At 68.6% G+C, this 18,192-nt stretch carries 16 protein-coding genes; 3 read left to right on the forward strand and 13 right to left on the reverse strand.

Annotated features, from left to right (window positions below):
• Positions 1 to 10: 10 nt before the first annotated feature.
• From EV653_RS15565 to EV653_RS15625, 13 genes are all read right to left on the reverse strand, one after another.
• Positions 11 to 1,198 (reverse strand): CaiB/BaiF CoA transferase family protein, encoded by a 1,188-nt coding sequence (locus EV653_RS15565; protein WP_134103400.1) that lies wholly within the window; start codon positions 1,196 to 1,198, stop codon positions 11 to 13.
• On the reverse strand, positions 1,195 to 3,183 hold the full coding sequence (locus EV653_RS15570) for an SUMF1/EgtB/PvdO family nonheme iron enzyme (protein WP_134103402.1): 1,989 nt from the start codon (positions 3,181 to 3,183) through the stop codon (positions 1,195 to 1,197). Before EV653_RS15570 ends, EV653_RS15565 begins: the two co-directional genes overlap by 4 nt.
• A complete protein-coding gene (locus EV653_RS15575) occupies positions 3,180 to 4,100 on the reverse strand; it encodes a ribokinase (RefSeq protein WP_134103404.1) in 921 nt (306 codons plus the stop codon). The genes EV653_RS15570 and EV653_RS15575 overlap by 4 nt, the downstream gene beginning before the upstream one ends.
• Positions 4,090 to 5,388 carry an ADP-ribosylglycohydrolase family protein gene (locus tag EV653_RS15580; RefSeq protein WP_134103406.1) on the reverse strand — a complete coding sequence of 433 codons (1,299 nt, stop codon included), beginning with the start codon at positions 5,386 to 5,388 and terminating at the stop codon, positions 4,090 to 4,092. The genes EV653_RS15575 and EV653_RS15580 overlap by 11 nt, the downstream gene beginning before the upstream one ends.
• Entirely contained in the window at positions 5,385 to 6,533 is a 1,149-nt protein-coding gene (locus EV653_RS15585; RefSeq protein ID WP_238159751.1) for an ADP-ribosylglycohydrolase family protein, read from the reverse strand. The genes EV653_RS15580 and EV653_RS15585 overlap by 4 nt, the downstream gene beginning before the upstream one ends.
• Positions 6,530 to 7,813 carry an ABC transporter substrate-binding protein gene (locus EV653_RS15590; RefSeq protein WP_134103410.1) on the reverse strand — a complete coding sequence of 428 codons (1,284 nt, stop codon included), beginning with the start codon at positions 7,811 to 7,813 and terminating at the stop codon, positions 6,530 to 6,532. The genes EV653_RS15585 and EV653_RS15590 overlap by 4 nt, the downstream gene beginning before the upstream one ends.
• A 46-nt stretch (positions 7,814 to 7,859) precedes the next feature.
• Positions 7,860 to 8,693: a carbohydrate ABC transporter permease gene (locus EV653_RS15595; RefSeq protein WP_134103412.1), complete on the reverse strand. Its 834-nt coding sequence runs from the start codon at positions 8,691 to 8,693 to the stop codon at positions 7,860 to 7,862.
• On the reverse strand, positions 8,690 to 9,607 hold the full coding sequence (locus EV653_RS15600) for a carbohydrate ABC transporter permease (protein WP_134103414.1): 918 nt from the start codon (positions 9,605 to 9,607) through the stop codon (positions 8,690 to 8,692). Before EV653_RS15600 ends, EV653_RS15595 begins: the two co-directional genes overlap by 4 nt.
• 31 nt (positions 9,608 to 9,638) lie before the next feature.
• Positions 9,639 to 10,655 carry a LacI family DNA-binding transcriptional regulator gene (locus EV653_RS15605; RefSeq protein WP_134103416.1) on the reverse strand — a complete coding sequence of 339 codons (1,017 nt, stop codon included), beginning with the start codon at positions 10,653 to 10,655 and terminating at the stop codon, positions 9,639 to 9,641.
• A 241-nt stretch (positions 10,656 to 10,896) separates the two neighbouring features.
• Positions 10,897 to 11,847, reverse strand: coding sequence for a potassium channel family protein (locus tag EV653_RS15610; RefSeq protein ID WP_134104301.1), 951 nt, complete (start codon positions 11,845 to 11,847; stop codon positions 10,897 to 10,899).
• Positions 11,819 to 12,931: a GNAT family N-acetyltransferase gene (locus tag EV653_RS15615; protein WP_134103418.1), complete on the reverse strand. Its 1,113-nt coding sequence runs from the start codon at positions 12,929 to 12,931 to the stop codon at positions 11,819 to 11,821. Before EV653_RS15615 ends, EV653_RS15610 begins: the two co-directional genes overlap by 29 nt.
• A gap of 82 nt (positions 12,932 to 13,013) precedes the next feature.
• Positions 13,014 to 13,409: a hypothetical protein gene (locus EV653_RS15620; RefSeq protein WP_238159755.1), complete on the reverse strand. Its 396-nt coding sequence runs from the start codon at positions 13,407 to 13,409 to the stop codon at positions 13,014 to 13,016.
• Positions 13,410 to 13,435: 26 nt separating this feature from the next.
• Positions 13,436 to 13,663, reverse strand: a complete 228-nt coding sequence (locus EV653_RS15625; protein WP_134103420.1) for a hypothetical protein — start codon at positions 13,661 to 13,663, stop codon at positions 13,436 to 13,438.
• Between the two features lie 113 nt (positions 13,664 to 13,776).
• On the opposite strand from EV653_RS15625, the gene EV653_RS15630 reads away from it, so the two are divergent.
• From EV653_RS15630 to EV653_RS15640, 3 genes are all read left to right on the forward strand, one after another.
• A complete protein-coding gene (locus tag EV653_RS15630; RefSeq protein ID WP_238159830.1) occupies positions 13,777 to 14,391 on the forward strand; it encodes a hypothetical protein in 615 nt (204 codons plus the stop codon).
• Positions 14,392 to 14,728: 337 nt separating this feature from the next.
• Positions 14,729 to 15,469, forward strand: a complete 741-nt coding sequence (locus EV653_RS15635) for an ABC transporter ATP-binding protein (protein ID WP_134103424.1) — start codon at positions 14,729 to 14,731, stop codon at positions 15,467 to 15,469.
• On the forward strand, positions 15,466 to 18,123 hold the full coding sequence (locus EV653_RS15640) for an ABC transporter permease (protein ID WP_134103426.1): 2,658 nt from the start codon (positions 15,466 to 15,468) through the stop codon (positions 18,121 to 18,123). Before EV653_RS15635 ends, EV653_RS15640 begins: the two co-directional genes overlap by 4 nt.
• Positions 18,124 to 18,192 lie beyond the last annotated feature (69 nt).

An 18,192-nucleotide genomic window follows, 5' to 3' on the forward strand; every position in this document is an offset into this window, starting at 1 on the left:
ATTACACGGACTACACGACTCCGGCAGCCCGTAGCGCGTCGAGTTGGTCGGGGGTGACGCCGATCTCCGCGAGCACCTCGTCGGTGTTCGCGCCGTGCGGCCCGCCGGCCCAGCGGATCGACCCCGGCGACTCGGACAACCGGAACAGCACGTTCTGCATCTGCACCCGACCGCCGAGCTCGTCGTCGTCGACGCTGACGATCGTCCCGAGTGCGGCGTACTGCGGATCGGTCATGATCCCGCGGATGTCGTGCACCGGGCCGACCGCGGCCTCGGCCTTCTCGAACTCGGCCATCACCTCGTCCAGACCCCTCGACGCGATCCACGAACCGACCGCGTCGTCCAGCTCGTCCGCGTGCTCGGCCCGCTCCCGCCCGGTCGCGAACCACGGCTGCGCGACCAGGTCGGCCCGTCCGACCAGCGTCACCACCCGCTCGGCGATGCTCTGCGAACTCGTCGACACGGCCACCCATCGACCGTCCGCGGTCTTGTACACGTTCCGCGGCGCGTTGTTCGACGACCGGTTCCCCAGCCGCGGCTGCACGTACCCGGTCTGCTGGTACGCCGTGATGCCGCCGCCGAGCATCATCAGGATCGGCTCGATGATCGCCATGTCGATCACCTGCCCTGCCCCGGACCGATCCCGCTCGCGCAACGCGACCAGGACGGCGTACGCCGTGGCGAGCGCGGTGATCCCGTCCGCGAGCCCGAACGGCGGCAGCGTCGGCGGACCGTCCGGCTCACCGGTGACCGCCGCAAACCCACTCATCGCCTCGGCCAAGGAGCCGAACCCGGGCCGCCGCGACCACGGACCGACCTGCCCGAACGCCGTCACCCGCGCGATCACCAACCGCGGGTTCGCCTCGAGCAACACGTCCGGCCCGAGACCCCAGCGCTCCAAGGTGCCCGGCCGGAAGTTCTCGACCAGGACATCGTGAGTCTTGACCAACTCGAGGAACACGTCCCGCCCGCGGGACAGGTCGAGCGTCGCGAGCCGCTTGTTCCGCCCGAGCGTCTTGAACCACAGCCCGACGCCGTCTTTCGAAGCACCGTGCGTCCGCGCGGCATCCGGCCGCGACGGGTGCTCGATCTTCGTCACGTCGGCGCCGAAGTCACCGAGGAAGGTCGCCGCCAGCGGTCCCGCGAACAGTGTCGCCGCCTCGAGCACCTTCACCCCGTCGAGAGGAGCAGGCCTCATCCCGCACACCTGAAGCCGATGGTCTCCGAACGGTCGAGGCCACCGCCGGTCAGCACCAGCTTGAAGCTGACCTCGGGCGGCTGCGGCCCGCCGTCGGCATACCAATCGGAGCCCTCGGCCGCGTAGTGCGAACCACCCTTGAGGATGCAGAACCGGCTGCGGCCGTCGCGGTGCTCGCTCTCGGTCAGGTTCCACACCAGCGGCTCGCGGCGTTCGAACCCGTCGACAGCCGCCGCGACCTGCCACTCGTCCTCGGTCGGCAGCCGCCCGCCACGCCACGCGGCGTACGCGCGCGCGTCCGGCAGGTCGACGTACGTCACCGGGTGGTCCTCGGTCCCGGGAACCGGTGCGCCCTCGACCCAGTGCTTCAGGAACCGGTTCGCGACCACGGGCCGGTATCCGGTCGCCTTGAGGAACTCGGAGTACTCCTCGTTGGTCACCTCACGCACCGCGACCGAAATGCCGGACAGCTCGACCTCGCGCTTGACGGTCTGCATGTCGTGCAGGCGAGGCGGCAGCGGCTTCCACTCCTCGACGTACGGCGCTGTGTCGTACAGCCCGGTCTCGCGCCGCCGGTGCCGCACGATCAACGTCCGCTGCCCAGCCGGTACGTCGACCGTCGCGCCGATCGACGCGTCACCGGCGACAGCCGGCACCGCGACCAGCTCGGCCGGGCGCATCGGGAACGCGGACTCGCGGACATGCGCCCGCGCCATCGTGCCCAGCCGACGCGCTGTCGCCCGGCACGAAGTTCCGGCGGTCGCGCCGACCCGGATGATGCCGGCAACACCACGGCCAGGCACGACCAGGTGCACACCGTCGTCGTCCGCAGTGATCGGGACGCCCGACGTCACGTCGTACCAGTCGCCGACCTGATCCTCGGAGCGCAGCACGATGCCGTCGAAGTCCTCCTCGTCGCGGTTGATCAGCGTCCAGAAGGTGATGTCGGCCAGGTCGAACCGTGATCCGTAGACGCCGTGGTCGCGGGCCTTCTCCGGGATCTCCGGGGTCAGCTGGATCCAGTCGCCGTCGATCAGCACCGGCGCGAACGCCCGCTGCGCGGCGACCATCCGGCGCAGGGTCGCGCGGTCGCGCGCGTTCCAGCCGACCCAGGCCGAGAAGACCGACTCCCAGACCAGCATGCCGACGCCGTTGACCCAGGCGGACTGCAGCTCATCGCTGTGGTCGCGGTTCCACCGGCGGGTGTGATGCATCATGTGCCGGCGCTCGAACAGGTGCGCACGCAGCACGCCCGGCGCCTCCGTGTCCGCGAACCACTGCGCCCAGGACAGCGCGTGGTCCGAGATCCTTGCCATCGGCAACCTTGACTCGCCCTCGAACGCGATCGCCGGGTTCGCCCGGCGGAGCGCGCGGGTGAAGGCCGGATCGCCTTCCTTCAACGTGTCCAGGAAGACGCCGTCGACAGCGAAGTCGGTCACCAGCGCCGCGAACTCGTCCGCGTCGGAGCGGGCGGACCGGCGGGTGCCGACGTCCCACGGGTTGTAGTCGAAGAACACCTTCAGTCCGAGCCGGTGCAGGTCGTCGATCAACGCCCGCAGCCCCGGCACGTCCCGGTAGAAGTCGAACTGGTTCCGGTCGTCGATCCCGATCACCGGGTACGCGTGCCAGAGCACGATCGCGTCGTGCCCGCCGAACTCGTCGAGCCCGTGCTGGACGAACTTCTCCGGCGTGAACTTCCCGGTCTCGACGTCGTACAGCAGGTCGTCCCAGAGCCAGACCAGCGCCACCGAGTACGCCGTCTGGGTCCATTCACGACCGGGCTCGTCGTAGTGCGAGCCGTCGTACCGCGTCCGCTCGATGGCGCCGAACCGCCACTCGGCCAGTTTGGCGCGCCACCGCGGCAGGTCGACCGGGTCTTCCGGCGCACCGAGGATCTTGGCGTCGTCCAGGAAGGACAAATCGGTCCCGAGCCCCAGGTCGACCCTCGCGGGCAGATCGATGGGCCGCGGTTCGAGCGGATTCACAGGTACACCTCCGCATAACGCGCGTCGATTGCATCCCCGTGAGGCACCGAGGAGATCGCCCCCGCGGCTTGAACACTCAATGAAGCAGCAACGTTAGCGCGTCGGACGGCGTTCGTCAGGTCGCTTCCCGTGATCGAGTCGTTAGCTGACGCAGCAGCTAACCCGGAAGCCAATGCTGCGGCCAGCACCCCACAGAACGTATCGCCCGCAGCCGTCGTGTCCACCACCTCGACAGGTACCCCGGGAACAGCGATCTCACCCTCGTCCCGGGTCAGGATGACCGCGCCGTCACCACCCAAGGTGACGATCGCCGCCGGCACCTTCTTCAGCAGCGCCGACCGGTCCGGACCGCCGATGGCCTCCGCCTCGGTCTCGTTCACCACCAGCAGGTCGACCTCGGCGAGCAACTCGGCCGGCAGGTCCGCGGCCGGGGCCGCGTTGAGGATGAAGTACGTCGATGCCGCGGCCGCAGCCTGCACCGTCGGAAACGGGATCTCCAACTGGGAAAGCACGATTTTCGCTTGTCCGATGGCGGCCAGCGCGTCAGCGGACAACGTCAGCTCGCCGTTCGCACCCGGGGCGACCACGATCGAGTTCTCGCCGCTGTCCTCGACCGTGATGATCGCCGTACCGGTCGGGGCGTCGCCGGTCGTCGCCAGCGAGAGGTCTACCCCGGAGCCGCCGAGCGCATCGCGCAGGAGCGCGCCGCCATCGTCCGCACCGAACGCGACGACCATCGCCGTCCGTGCACCCGCCCGCGCCGAGGCGACCGCCTGGTTGGCTCCCTTACCGCCCGGACCACGGCTCATCACACCCGCGAGAACGGTCTCTCCGGGACGCGGAATCCGCTGGACCGGTAACACCAGATCCACATTCGCACTGCCGACCACGACAACATCCGGAACCTCAGACTGCACCCCGCGACACCTCCACAGTCCTAGCCGCCAGTTCGTCGATCGCGATCTGGTTCATTCCCGGGAGGCTTGTGGTCACCCGGTTGTCCAGTGGTGTGGACCACTCTGCCGGAACCCCGCGCGTCGCGCCAAACACGGCACCCACCGTGGCGCCGGCCGAGTCGGTGTCCCAGCCGCCCATCACCGCGCGACCGATCGCGGTGGTGAAATCCGGAGCCGTCAGCGCGTACGCCGTGAGTGCGGTGTTGTTCACCGCGTGCACCCAGTGCAGGTCGCCGTACTCCGCATGCAAAGCGTCCAGCGCGTCGTCGAGTTCCGCATCGGCGAGCGTGAGCCCGAAGCGGACGGCGCGGGCGATCGCACCCTGGCCGTTGACCACCTCGAGGCCGGCGACAGCGGCCCTGACCGGGTCGTCGAGGACCAGGGCGGCCGCGGACATGGCGGCCACCCAGAGTGCGCCGTCGACCCCGGCGCCGGTGTGGCTGAGCCGGGCGTCGACGAGGGCCAGCCGTGCGGCCGCAGTACGGTCGCCGGGGTTCGCCCAGCCGTAGGCGTCGGTGCGGATCTGCGCGCCGATCCACTCGCGGAACGGGTTCCCGACGACGGCCGCGCGGGCCGGGTCGACACCCTCGAGAAGGTTGCGGTAGGCAACACGTTCCGCGGTGAACACGCGTCCGGCCGGCAGTTCGTTCAGCCAGCTCAGCGCGACGTCCTCGGTGGTCAGTCCACGACCGTGCCGCTCCAGCATCAGCAGGGCGAGGATGGCGAAGTTGATGTCGTCGTCCTCGGGCATGCCGTTGATGACCTCGCGCAGGCTGTTCACCTTCGACCGCCGGTTCCACGGCCACCGCTGCTGCACGTCGTCCGGTACGCCGACAGCGGTGATGTACTGCGTCAACGGCCACTGCCCTGAGGCGGCGAGGATCTCCCGGATGCCCTCGCGCGGGATCTTCTCCACCGGCTTGCCGAGCAGGTTGCCCGCACACCGGCCGAGCCACGCGTTCAACGTCCTCGCCTCGAGGTCCACCGCCTCACCGAGCGACGGCAGGTCAGGGATCTCCGGCTCGTGCCACGCCGCAGTCCGTGCGTCGAGTACGTCGAGCAGCTCGCGGGCCAGTGCGCGCAGTGCCGGTGGCGCGGGGTCGGCGGACGCGCCCGACACGGGAGCGTCCGTCGTACCGCCTGCTGCCAGCCAGCGGGCCTGGACGTCGGTGACGTCGACACCCTCGGACCGCGCCTGGACCAGCTGGTGCGGGAGCAGGTCCTCCGGCTGGACCCAGGTCATTCTCATCGCGTCAAAGTCTCCAGTACTTCGCTACGTCGCGCCCATCGACGCGCGTCGGCGGCCTGCAGGTCGACGGCCACCGAGGCCATCACCCGCCCCGGCTCGATCAGGTCGGTCTTGCTCGCTGCGGCGATCTCGGCGGCCCAGTCCGCGGGTACGCCGTCGCGCCCGCTCAACGCGCCGGTGATCGCGCCGGCCATCGACGCGATCGAGTCCGCGTCGCGGCCGTAGTTCGTGCCGCCGAGGACCGCCCGGCGTACATCTCCTTCGGAGACCAGCACGAAACCGAGCGCGACCGGAAGCTCCTCGATCGCCTTAGTCCGGCTCGGACGACGGGCGTCCATCGACAGCTCCCGGTAGTTCGGGCCGACGGTGTCGTAGGGCTCGATCGCCTTGCGCAGCAAGGGAATCGCCTGCTCCCAGTCGGTCACGCCGTCGCCTTGTGAGACAGCTTCGGCGACCGCCTCGACGGCCCTCCGAGTGCCGTCCTTGGCCAGGCCGAGCGCGGTCTCGACCGCAGACGCGGGGGTCGCGCCCGGGATCATCGCGGCGGCGACGGCGGCCGCGAACACGCCGGCCGCCTCCCGCCCGTAGCTCGACTGGTGCGCGCCGGCGACGTCGAGCGCCTCGGCGTACGCGCCCTCGGGATCGCCGGCGTTGGCGATGCCGACCGGCGCCATGTACATCGCCGCACCGCAGTTGACGATGTTGCCGACGCCGGCCTCGCGCGGATCGACATGCCCGTAGTGCAGCCGGGCGACCAGCCATTTCTCGGCCAGGAACACCCGCTGCAGCAGCAACGCGTCCGCCTCGAGCTCGGGGACCCAGCGGGTCCCGTTGAGCATCTTCGGCACCAGCGACTCCGCGATCGCGTAGGCGTCGAGGTGGGCGCGGCGTTCGTCGTACACCTCGACCAGCGCGTGTGTCATCAAGGTGTCGTCGGTGATGTGCCCGTCGCCCTTGTGGTACGGCGCGATCGGACGCGCCGTCCGCCAGTCGTCGTACCACGGGCCGACGATGCCGGTCACCCAGCCGCCGTGCCGTTCCCGGATCGCCTCCGGGGTCCAGCCCTCGACGGCTCCACCGATCGCGTCACCGACCGCGGAGCCGACGAGGGCGCCTACCGACTTCTCTTCCAGCACCGACGTCACTGGTTGACCTGACCCCATCCATCGCTCAGCTTCTTGCCCAGGGCAGCCAGATCGGTCTTGTTCGCCAGGTACTCCTGCAGCGCCGGCGTGGCGATCTGGTCCTTCCACTTCGGGTAGTTCTCGACGCTCTGGAACGGCGCCTTGGTCAGTTCGGCGCCGCTGGCAAGCGTCTGCTGCCAGCCGTCCTTACCGCCGGTCGTCTTGAGGATCGCGTCCCGGGCCGCCTGCGTGGTCGGGATCAGCCAGTCGCCCTGGCCGACCGCGGCCAGGTTCTCGGCCTTCATGAAGTAGTCGATGAACTTCGCCGACTGCTCGATGTGCTTGCCCTCGGCCGGCACCGACAGGGTCTGCGGGTTCGCGGCCTGCTTGGTGCTGGTTCCCTTCAGCGGCGGCAGCACCTCCCACTGGAAGGTCTTCGGCGCCTCCTCGAGGATCTGCTGCGCGACATAGTTGCCGGCCACAATCATCCCGTACTTGCCGGCGTAAAACCCGGGCAGTACGTCGGACGCGCTCTGGGTCAGCGAGGTCGGGTCGATCGACTTGTCCGTGTAGGCCATGTCATGGATCCGCTTCGGCACCTCGAGCTCGGCGTCGCCGATCGTTGCCTTGGCGTCCTTGCCGGTGCCGTCGAAGAACTTGCCGTCGAAGTTCATGCCGAGGTTCAGCACGGTCGCGGTCGGGCTCTTCAGACCCCACCCGAGGCCGTACTTGCCGCCGGCCGTCAGCTTCTTCGCGTCCGCGGCCAGGTCGTCCCAGCTCAGCGAGTCACCGGTCGCGGTGATCCCGGCCTGCTTGAGCATCGCGGAGTTCGCGAGTACGACGTACGACTGCATGAGGGTCGGCGCGCCGTAGATCTTGCCGTCGTTCGAGACCGTGTCCCAGACGCCCTGCGAGACGGCGTCCTTGGTGCCCTGGCTCAGGTACGGCGAGAGGTCCGCGAGGTAGCCCTGGTTGATGAAGCCGGTGATGTCGGCGGACTCGTCGTGGATGATGTCCGGCGCGGTCCCGCCCTGGAACTGGGTCACCAGCTGGTCGTGCACGGAGTCCCAGCTGCCCTGGACGTACTCGACCTGGATGTTCGGATTGGCGGCGTTCCAGTCGGTGACGATCTTCTTGGTCGCGGCCACCGTCGTCTTCTGGAAGGCGAGGCTCTGGAACTTCAGCGTCACCTTCTCGTCGGACGACCCCGAGCCACCGGAGCTGTTGTCGCTGTTGCCCCCGCAGGCCGCGAGCGCCACCAGTGCGCCCGCCGCCGCCAGGGCGGTCAATGCTTTCTTCATTGCATCTCCTCAAACCCAACTACTACGTCTTTTGGTTTTCTTGGTTTCAGCCCTTGACTGCGCCGCTGAGCAGGCCGGATGTCAACCGGCGCTGCAGGAAGGCGAAGAACACCAGGCTTGGGACAGTTGCGAGTACGGACGCGGCCGCCAACGGGCCGAACTGCACCTGGCCCTCGGCACCGACGAAGCGGGCGAGCACCAGCGGAAGTGTTTTGAGTTGCGGGTCCTGCAACAGGACCAGGGCGAAGAAGAACTCGTTCCACGCCGAGATGAAGGTGAACATCGCGGTCGCGATCAGGCCCGGCCGGAGCAGCGGCATCACGATCGACACGATCGTCCGCAGCCGGCTCGCGCCGTCGACCGACGCCGCCTCTTCCAGCTCGCGCGGCACGGCAGCGACGTACCCCTGCAGCATCCACAGCGCGAACGGGAGCGACCAGACCATGTAGACGATCACCACGCCGGGGATCGTGTTCGTCAGGTGCAGCGGCCGCAGGATCATGAACAGCGGGATCACGATCAGGATCACCGGAAACACCTGGCTGACCAGGATCCAGCCGTTCGTCAGCGGCCGCAGCCTGCTGCGGAAACGCGCCAGCGCGTACGAGACCGGCAGCGCGACGATCAGCACCAGGATCGTGCTGTAGATCGAGATCTGCAGGCTGTTGACGAGGCCGCGGACCAGACCCTGTTCGCTCAGCGCGTCGGTGTAGTTGGAGAAGTCGACGTGCTTCGGCAGGATCGACGGCGTGACGCTGGCGAACTCCCGCGGCGACTTCAGCGAACTCGAGATCAGCCAGAGCAGCGGGAAGCCGAGGAAGATCAGGTACGCGAGGACCGCGAGGTACTGGAGCGCGCGGGTGGTGGGTCGAGTTCTCATGCTTCGCTCCGCAGGCGGTTCCGCAGGTAGAAGAACAGGAACAGGATGATGATGACGACCATCACGTCACCCATCGCGGCGGCCATTCCGAAGTTCCCGTAGCGGAACGCCTCGTTGTAGGCGAACAGCATCGGCAGCATCGTCTTGCCGCCCGGCCCGCCGGCCGTCAGCACGTAGACCAGGCCGAACGAGTTGAAGTTCCAGATCATGTCCAGGCTGGTAATCGCGACGATAACGGTCCGCAGCTGCGGAAGCGTGATGTTCCAGAACTGGCTCCAGGCACCGGCGCCGTCGACCGCGGCCGCTTCGTACAGGGTGCGGTCGATTCCTTGCAGGCCGGCGAGGAGGGTGACCGTGGTCATCGGCATCCCGACCCAGATGCCGACCACGATCACGGCCGGCAGCGCCGTACTGAAGTTGCCGAGGAAGTTGATCGGGTGGTCGGTGAGGTGCAGGTTCTGCAGGATCTCGTTGACCGGGCCGTTGGTCGGGTGCAGCAGCAGGCGCCACATGATCGCGACGACCACCGGGGGCATCGCCCACGGGATCAGCGCGAGCGTCCGCGCGACGCCGCGGAACTTGATGTCGGTGTTCAGCAGCAACGCGAGACCGAGTGCGGCGACGAACTGCAGGATCGTGACCGACAGCGTCCAGATCACACCGATCCGGAACGAGTCCCAGAACAGGTTGTTGTGCAACAACTTGCTGAAGTTGTCGAAACCGACGAACTTCGTCTCCACATGCAGACCGGCGCGCGCGTCGGTGAAGCCGAGCGCGATGCCGCGGATCAGTGGATAGACGCTCAGGATCAGCACCGGCAGCAACGCGGGCAGGAACAGGAAGATCGCTTCCCTGTTCTGCTTGGGCTTACCCGGCTTCTGCACCTGCGTCGGCGCGGTCAGGGTCGCGGTCATGGAGCCTCCCTGCCTGAACTGAGGAGCGCCGTCACGGGGTGGACCTCCTGATACTCAACGACGGCTGCACCACGATGCGTCGCGGCGTCCGGTCGTTGTCCTCGATCCTTGCCAACAGCAACTCGGCCGCCCGCCGCCCCCGCTCGGCCGACCCCAGATTCACACTCGTCAACGTCGGGAAACACTGCTCAGCCAACTCGCTGTCGTCCATCCCCACCACAGCCACGTCGTCCGGCACTCGCAACCCCAACGCGGCCAGCTCGTGCATCAACCCGACGGCGAGCAGGTCGTTCGCGCAGATCACCGCGTCGGGCAGGTGAGCATCGGCTCGAGCCTTCTCGTCTCCCACACCCAGCAGGCCGGGCGCCGCGACCCGTCCCGCGGTGAACGTGAAGTCGGTCGCCTCGGCTGCCGCAGTTGGCTCGAGGTCGTGTGCCTTGAGAGCTTCGGTGAAACCCTTCGAACGGGCGGCACCTGGAACGGTGTCCGCCGGGCCGTTCAGGAAGGCAATCCGCGTGCGGCCCTTGGCTACCAGGTGGTCGACGGCCAGGAGCATGCCCTTGGGTGAGTTCGCGCGCACGGTGTCGACGCCGGCCTTTGCGGGGACGTTACCGGCGACGACCACCGGCACCTCGCACTCGCGGATCGACTTGACCAGGTCTTCGTCGACGCGGATCGGGCTGATGAGCAACCCGTCGGCGTACCCGCGCGCCATCCCACGCACCAACGCGACCTCGTCGACCACGTCGGGCCCGGTCGTCGTCACCACGAGCCGATAACCCGCCGCGGACACGACCTCCTCGACGGCTCGCATCATCGTCACGTAGACCGGGTTACCGACATCCGCGACCGCCAGCGTCAGCTGGAACGTCCGCCCCACCTTCAGCGACCGAGCCCGCGCATCCGGTACGTACCCCAGCTCCTGCACCGCCCGCTGGACCCGCTCGACCATCTCCTCGGTCGCGGGCAACCCGTTCAGGACGCGCGACACCGACGCCACCGAGACCCCGGCCGCCCGGGCCACCCCAGCGATCGTCGGACGACTCACGCCGACCTCCTGTAATCGTTCTTGTAATCGTTTACAGGCCAGACATTAGGCCGCCGCTCCAACCCCGTCAACATCTCCCCGGTCACATCCCCGCGGCGAAACCGTTCCGTGACCCACCGCCGGCGACCTTGTGCACCCATCAACCGTCCACGACGCCCCAGAACGGTTGGTGGGTGCACAAAGTCGCTGATCGGAGCGCGCGAAGGGACGCGGGGTGGTACGGATCGGGTGGCGGTGGGAGCTACTCGTCGCGCTCGTCAGCGCCGGGGCGCTCGGCCCACGGGGTTTCCTTGGCGGGGCGTACGACGATCAGCTTGTCGCCGGCCGCGAGCACCGAGACGTTCGAGTCGTAGTAGCGGTGGACCTTGCCGTCGCGGACGACCGAGACGACGCGGTCGGGTACGGCGGACGGCGGCTTGCCGACCTCGCGGCCGAGGACGGGGCGCTCGGCCACCTCGAGGCCCTCGCCGTACGTGAGGAGGTCCTCCATCACCTCGCCGAGGTTCGGGCTGACCGACGTCAGGCCGAGCAGCCGACCGACGGCCTCCGACGAGGTGACGACCGCGTCCGCACCACTCTGCCGGAGCAGGGGCACGTTGTCCTCCTCGCGGACCGCGACGACGATATGCGCGTTCGGGTTCAGCTGCCGCACCGCCAGCGTGACCAGCACGGCCGAGTCGTCCCGGTCGGTCGTCACGATCACTTCGCGCGCCGTCATCACCTCGGCGCGACGCAGGACGGTCCGGTTGGTCGCGTCGCCGTGGAAGGCGGCCATCTGGTCGTTGCCTGCGTCACCGATCGCCTGCGCCCGCGGGTCGATCACCACGATGTTGTCGCGCTGAACCCCGTTGCTGATCAGCGTCTGTACGGCGGAGCGGCCCTTGGTGCCGTAGCCGACGACGATGGTGTGGTCCTTCATCCGTTTCCTCCAGCGCGTGTCGCGCATGATCCGGCGACCCTCGTTGGCCAGCACTTCCAGTGTCGTACCGACCAGAACCACCAGGAACGCGATCCGCAGCGGAGTCACGATGAAGGCGTTCACCAGCCGGGCAGTGGGCGTCACCGGTGTGATGTCGCCGTACCCGGTCGTGGTGAGCGTGACGGTTGCGTAGTAGATGCTGTCGATCAACCCGACTTTGCCGTCGTAGCTGTCGCGGTACCCGTCACGATCGACCACCACGATCAGCACCATCACGGTCAGCAGCCCCAGCGCGATCAGAATGCGGCTGAAGAGCTGAAAGAGCGGCGAGCGAGTGCTCGCGGGCAGGTTGACCAGCAGACCGTGGGGGTTCCGACCAGTGGGTAGGGGTGGCACGCGTATGACGATATTGCACCACGGGCCGATCCACCGCATGCGACAGGCTCCGCTCGGACAGAGCGACACTCACCATCAGACTGTCGCCGTCCTGGACCACCCGCGACCGCATCCGCAGCCGCTCCAGTGTCCGGAGCATCGCGTGGTTCTCCGGCTGCACCATGCACACCACCCGGTCGGCGCCCAGCACCCGGGCCTCCTCGACCACCTGGCGCAGCAGCCGGAGCCCGAGTCCCTGTCCCTGCCAGCCGTCCTCGACGAGTACGGCGACCTCCATCGTCGTACTGCCCAGCTCTTCCCAGGGGGCCGCCGTCGCCATCCCGATCACGGCGCCGTCCACGTCCGCGACCACTGACACGCCACCGGCCGGTGCGGACAGGTGCCGCGCGGTACGGCCGGTCAGCTTCGGCATCGGCACGTGGTACCGCCGGGTGCGGCTCTCGTACGAGCACCGCTCATGCATGGCAACCACAGCGTCGGCGTCCTGGACAGTCGCCTTCCGCAGCACAGGTACGCCACCGTTACCGGGCCGGGGTCCCTCCACAATGTCGAAACGCTCTGCCAGTCGGCCGGCGATCTCCACGAGCACGTCGGCCCGCGCCCACTCTGCCGGCGTGTACTCGTCGAAGCCCTGGAGGTTCCCCAGCTCCTCGTCGACAGACACCGGGTCGTCGATCAACCGCAGTACTGCGCGCAGGTAGCGCGTCGGCGCGTCACTCAGTACGTCGGCCTGGCACGGGCGGACCGTCGTACCGACGCAGCCGGCCTCGGCCACGAGTGCGGTCAGGTCCTCGGCGCTCCAGCCGACGCCGGTGGAGACCACCAGCTCGTCGACGGCGCCGGTCTCGGCGGTGAAGACCTCGAGGCTGAGGATGTTGATTTCGTCCGCACCACAGCGTGCAGCGAGTTCGGCCAGTGCACCGGGCCGGTCGGCGAGTTCGGTCCTGATCTTCCAGAGCATGCGGACGCCCTCCCTCGTGGAAACGTGCTTCCACTGTGCGTCTGCCCTGTTGCCCCGCCGGGTCCGGAATGTTACGCCCGCGTCAACGTTTGCGCCGCACCGTCGGCAGGTGCGGTCGTGGCTTACGCGCGGCGAGCACGACGGCCGGCTCGCGCTTGTCCAGGTCCGCGTGCCGCAGCAGCTCGGGGTACGTCGCCTGCGGCACCGGCGGGTACGTCGTGACGATCGCGTCACCAGAGAACACGAAGAAGATCGCCTGGCCGTCCTTGATCACCTTCAGCAAGGAGCCGTCGCGCACGGTCAGAGCATGCTCGACCGCCTTCCGGCGCGCGGACCGCTTCGCCCAGGCGGCTTGCACTGCCTGCTGCGCAGGCTCACGCCCGTGCCGCACCGCCTCGACGATCAACGGCCCGTATCGCACGCCGTACTTGACGACGTTCTTGGCCAGCTTGCTGCTTGGTTTCCCCGCACCCGCCATGGGTCGAGCGTACTGACCTCAGGCGGTCAGAGCGTATGCAGTTTGTCGAAAGGCGACATGACGCGCAGCAGCCGGCCGCCGCCCAGGTCGACCACAACCGCGTGAGTGCCCTCGACAGCGCTGATGCGGCCGATGCCCTCCCTGTCGTGGGATACCCGGTCACCAATCTCGAAGGTCTTGATCGGGGCTGCGGTCCGGGGGGCGAAAGGACTCGTGGGCAGGTGACGACGCGTCGTCGCGCGAGAAGACTCCATCAGGACACCAGTATGCGCTGAACATCGTCTCATCGCTCATTTCGCACCCCTCGCCGACGCATTTCGGGGCACCGGGTCGGGTCGGCATGCGGACGTTCGCCGCGTCAGGCACCATGGACGCCGTGACCACCCCCAACCCGCGCCGACCGATCCTGCCGGGCAACAAGTTGTTCGAGTCGCTGCCCGGTGCCGCGGACCCGGCGACCGTCACCGAGGCGGCGCACCGGACCGCCGAACTGCTGGTCCGCGGCGTGCGCAAGTCCGAGGACACCGAGGTGCATGCCCGGGTGGTCAAACTCGCCGACGAGTACGGTCTCGACGAGCTGGCCGAGCTGTGGTCCGACTCCCCCGCCGACTCGCTGCCGGGCGCGCTGTGGCGGCTCTACGTACTGCGGTCGTGGGTGCACTCGAACGCCGATGAGGTGTCCCGCGAGTTCGCCACCGGCCGCGAGTACGCCGAGGTGCACGCCGCCGTCGCGGGCGTCGCCGAACCACCCGGTCCGGCCGAGGTCCGCGCCATGGTCGACGCCGTACTGCGGGGTGTCGCGACCGGTGATTTCGCCACCACTCTCGACCGGGCGGCCGCGTTCGCGCGGATCGTCGCGACCGGGCGGGCGCACCTCGCCGACGACGGCCACGAGCGGGTGCTGTCCGCGTCGAAACTGGTCGAGACCGCAGATCAGCTGCAGACCGCGGCCCGCGCCGAACGCGCCGGACACCTGTGGTAGTTGCGTCCCTCGCGTTCGGATGTTATATGGTCTCGCGGCCCGAGATCCCAACAGGACAAGGGGTTTGGGCACCGGTTACACTGTTCGAGGTGTCGGGCCGGTGCAAGCCCCGGGTCCCAAAATTAGCCGCCACGAGCGGCCACGCGCCGTGAGGCGCTTCCCGGTCCGGCACCCTCTCACCCCCTCCGGATTCCGCGCCGTTCGCCGGCTCGAGTCGACGGTTCAGGGTCGATCCGGGGAAAACCCCCTGTCGGGACGGGCCGATCGCAGTCAGACTCGGAGGAACTAACCGGACAGGCTGGGGGCCGCTGGATCGCCGAGGGGGGCGATGGTCGGCATGGTGGTGACCACAAGCGAGGTTGTCGAGGCGCGCGAACTCGTTCGCGTCTACGGCGAAGGGGACACGGCAGTCCAGGCGCTGCGGGGCGTGGATGTCCAGATCGAGGCAGGCCAGCTCACCGCGGTGATGGGACCGTCGGGTTCGGGCAAGTCGACGCTGATGCACATCCTGGCCGGACTGGACCGTCCGACGTCGGGCTCGGTGCTGATCGACGGCACGGAGATCACCACGCTCGGCGACGACGCGCTCACCAAACTGCGACGGCGGCACATCGGCTTCATCTTCCAGTTCTTCAACCTGTTGCCGATGCTCAGCGCGCGGGACAACATCCTGCTGCCGCTGACGATCGCCGGTGCGAAGCCGGACCAGCAGTACTTCGACGACCTGGTCCAGCGCGTCGGTCTCACCGACCGCCTCGAGCACCGGCCGGCCGAGCTGTCCGGCGGCCAGCAGCAGCGGGTCGCGATCGCGCGGGCGCTGGTGTCGCGGCCGACCGTGGTGTTCGCGGACGAGCCGACCGGCAACCTCGACTCCCGGACCAGCGGCGAGATCCTCACGCTGATGCGGTCCTCGGTCGAGGAGTACGGCCAGACGCTGGTGATGGTGACGCACGACGCCCGGGCGGCCGCGATGGCCGACCGCGTGCTGTACCTGGCCGATGGCGAGATCGTGAAGGAGACCGGCCGGTCCAGCCAGCACGAGATCCTCCAGATCATCGACACGCTGGACCTGCAGTGACCCGGTTCGCGATACAGGGGCTGCTGGCCCGCAAACTCCGGACGGCGCTGACCGCGATCGGCGTCGTGCTCGGGGTCGCGCTGATCTCGGGCACCTATGTGCTGACCGACTCGATCACGTCCGCCTTCGACTCGATCTTCACCCAGAACTACAAGAACACCGACGCCGCGATCACCGGCAAGTCGGCGATCGACGCGTCCCAGGACGGTACCGTCGCCGCGCCGTCGTTCCCGGCCGACCTGCTGCAGAAGGTCCGCGACTTGCCCGAGGTCGGCGCGGCCGGCGGTTCGGTCAACGGCGAAGCGCAGTTGATCGGCAAGGACGGCAAGGCGATCGTGTTCGGCGGCGCGCCGAACCTCGGATTCAGCGTCGACCCGGCGCTGCCGCAGTTCAACTCGCTGGCGCTCGTCGCGGGATCGTGGCCGGCGGCGGACCAGGTCGTGATCGATACCCAGACCGCGCAGAAGAAGGGCTTCCAGGCCGGCGACGACATCGGCGTACAGGCCCGCGGATCGGTCGTGCGGATGCGGATCTCCGGCCTGGTCGAGTTCGGCGCCGTCTCGTCGATCGGCGGCGCGACGCTGGCCGGGTTCGACCTGGGTACCGCGCAACGCATCTTCGACAAACCGGGCAAGCTCGACCAGATCCTGATCGCCGCGAAGCCGGGCACCGGCAAGCAGCAGCTGATCGACGCCGTCAATCGCATCCTGCCCAGCGGCACCCAGGTCCGCAGTGCCGAGGACCAGGCCGCCGAGGACGCCGCCGGCACGACGGACTTCCTGAATTTCCTGCAGACCTTCCTGCTCGTGTTCGCCGCGATCGCGTTGTTCGTCGGATCGTTCGTGATCGCGAACTCGCTGTCGATCACGATCGCGCAGCGGACCCGGGAGTTCGCGACCCTCCGCACCCTTGGGGCGTCCCGCCGGCAGATCCTCGGCTCGGTGGTGCTCGAGGCACTCGTCACCGGCATCGTGTCCGCCGTCCTCGGGCTGTTCCTCGGGCTCGCGATCGCGACCGGGCTGTTCAAGCTGTTCGACGCGATCGGCCTCACACTGCCGAACGACGGCCTGGTGTTCCGGACCCGGACCATCGTCGTCGCGCTGCTGGTCGGCGTGCTCGTCACGGTCCTCGCCAGTCTGCGTCCGGCCTGGCGGGCCACCCGGGTGCCACCGATCGCGGCTGTCCGCGAAGGCGCGACCCTCGCGCCCGGACGGTTCAACCGCTTCCGTCCGGTCGGAGCAGCGTTGCTCGCTGCGGCCGGTATCGCCCTGGTCCTCGTCGGCCTGTTCGCCGACGGGCTGAAGACGAGCACCCTGCTCTCACTGCTCGGCGCGGGTGTGCTGCTGCTGTTCGTCGGCATCGCCGCGTTCTCGTCCCGGCTCGTCCGTCCACTGGCCGCCTTCGCGGATCCGGTGGCGCGGTGGGCGGTCGTCGTACTGACAGCTCTGGCCTGGCCGTTCATCCTCGTCCCGGTCTGGGCGGTACGCCGGTTGTTCGGCCGGCACCCCGAGTTCCCGCGCGTTCTCCCGGACCGGCCCGCGGTCGCGATCGGCGGGCAGAACAGCCGGCGCGATCCTCAGCGGACCGCATCGACGGCGGCGGCGCTGATGATCGGCCTGGCGCTGGTCACGCTGGTCGCCACGCTCGGCGCCGGGCTGATCAAGCCGTTCGAGGACGCGGTCGACCGGATCTCGAGCGCCGACTACGCGATCACGGCACAGAACAACTTCAGCCCGTTGCCGCCGGCGGTCGCCGCCGCGGTGACCAAGGTGCCATCGGTCGAGGCCGTGACGAGTGTCCGCGGCGGGCAGGCCCAGGCCTTCGACAAGACCATCCCGATCACCGCGATCGACCGGAGCGCGCCGCAACTGCTGAGGTTCGACTGGAAAGCGGGCTCGCAGGCCTCGCTGGCCGAGCTCGAGCCCAACGGCGCGATCGTCGACTCCGACTACGCGAAGCAGCACGCACTGAGCCAGGGCTCGACAGTCACGCTGAAGATGGCCACCGGCAAGACGCTGCAGTTCCAGGTTCGCGGCATCTTCAAGCCGCCCGCCGGCGGATCGCCGTTCGGGAACGTGACGATCGCGGCGACGACCTTCGACGCCGCGACTCCCCAGCCGCAGAACCTCTACACGTTCCTGAACATCCGGGGCGGGGTGACGGCGGAGAACACGGCCGCCCTAAACGACGCGCTGAGCTCATTCCCGAACGCGAAGGCGCTGACGATCGAGCAGTTCAAGAAGGCTCAGACCGACAGCATCAAGAGCCTGCTGAACGTCCTCTACGTGCTGCTGGCGTTGTCGGTGCTGGTCAGCCTGTTCGGCATCGTCAACACGCTGGTGCTGACCGTCTTCGAACGGACGCGCGAGCTCGGCATGCTGCGCGCGATCGGCCTAACCCGCGGCCAGGTGAAGCGGATGATCCGGCAGGAGAGCGTGATCACGGCGTTGATCGGTGCGGTGATCGGCATCCTTGTCGGCCTGCTGCTCGCGTGGCTGCTGGCCGCTCGGCTGGACGAGATCTCGTTCACGGTCCCGGTGTCCCAGCTGGTGATCTTCGCCGTCGTCTCGGTGGTGGTCGGAATCTTCGCCGCGATCTGGCCGGCCCGGCGCGCGGCCAAGCTGAATCCACTCGAAGCACTCCAGTACGAGTAGCCGGACCGCTTCCGCTCCGTAGCTATCTGGTCACTTCTTGGCTACCTTGACGGAGACGTGGGTACTCCT

Source organism: Kribbella pratensis (assembly GCF_004365355.1).
Classification (GTDB): Bacteria; Actinomycetota; Actinomycetes; order Propionibacteriales; family Kribbellaceae; genus Kribbella.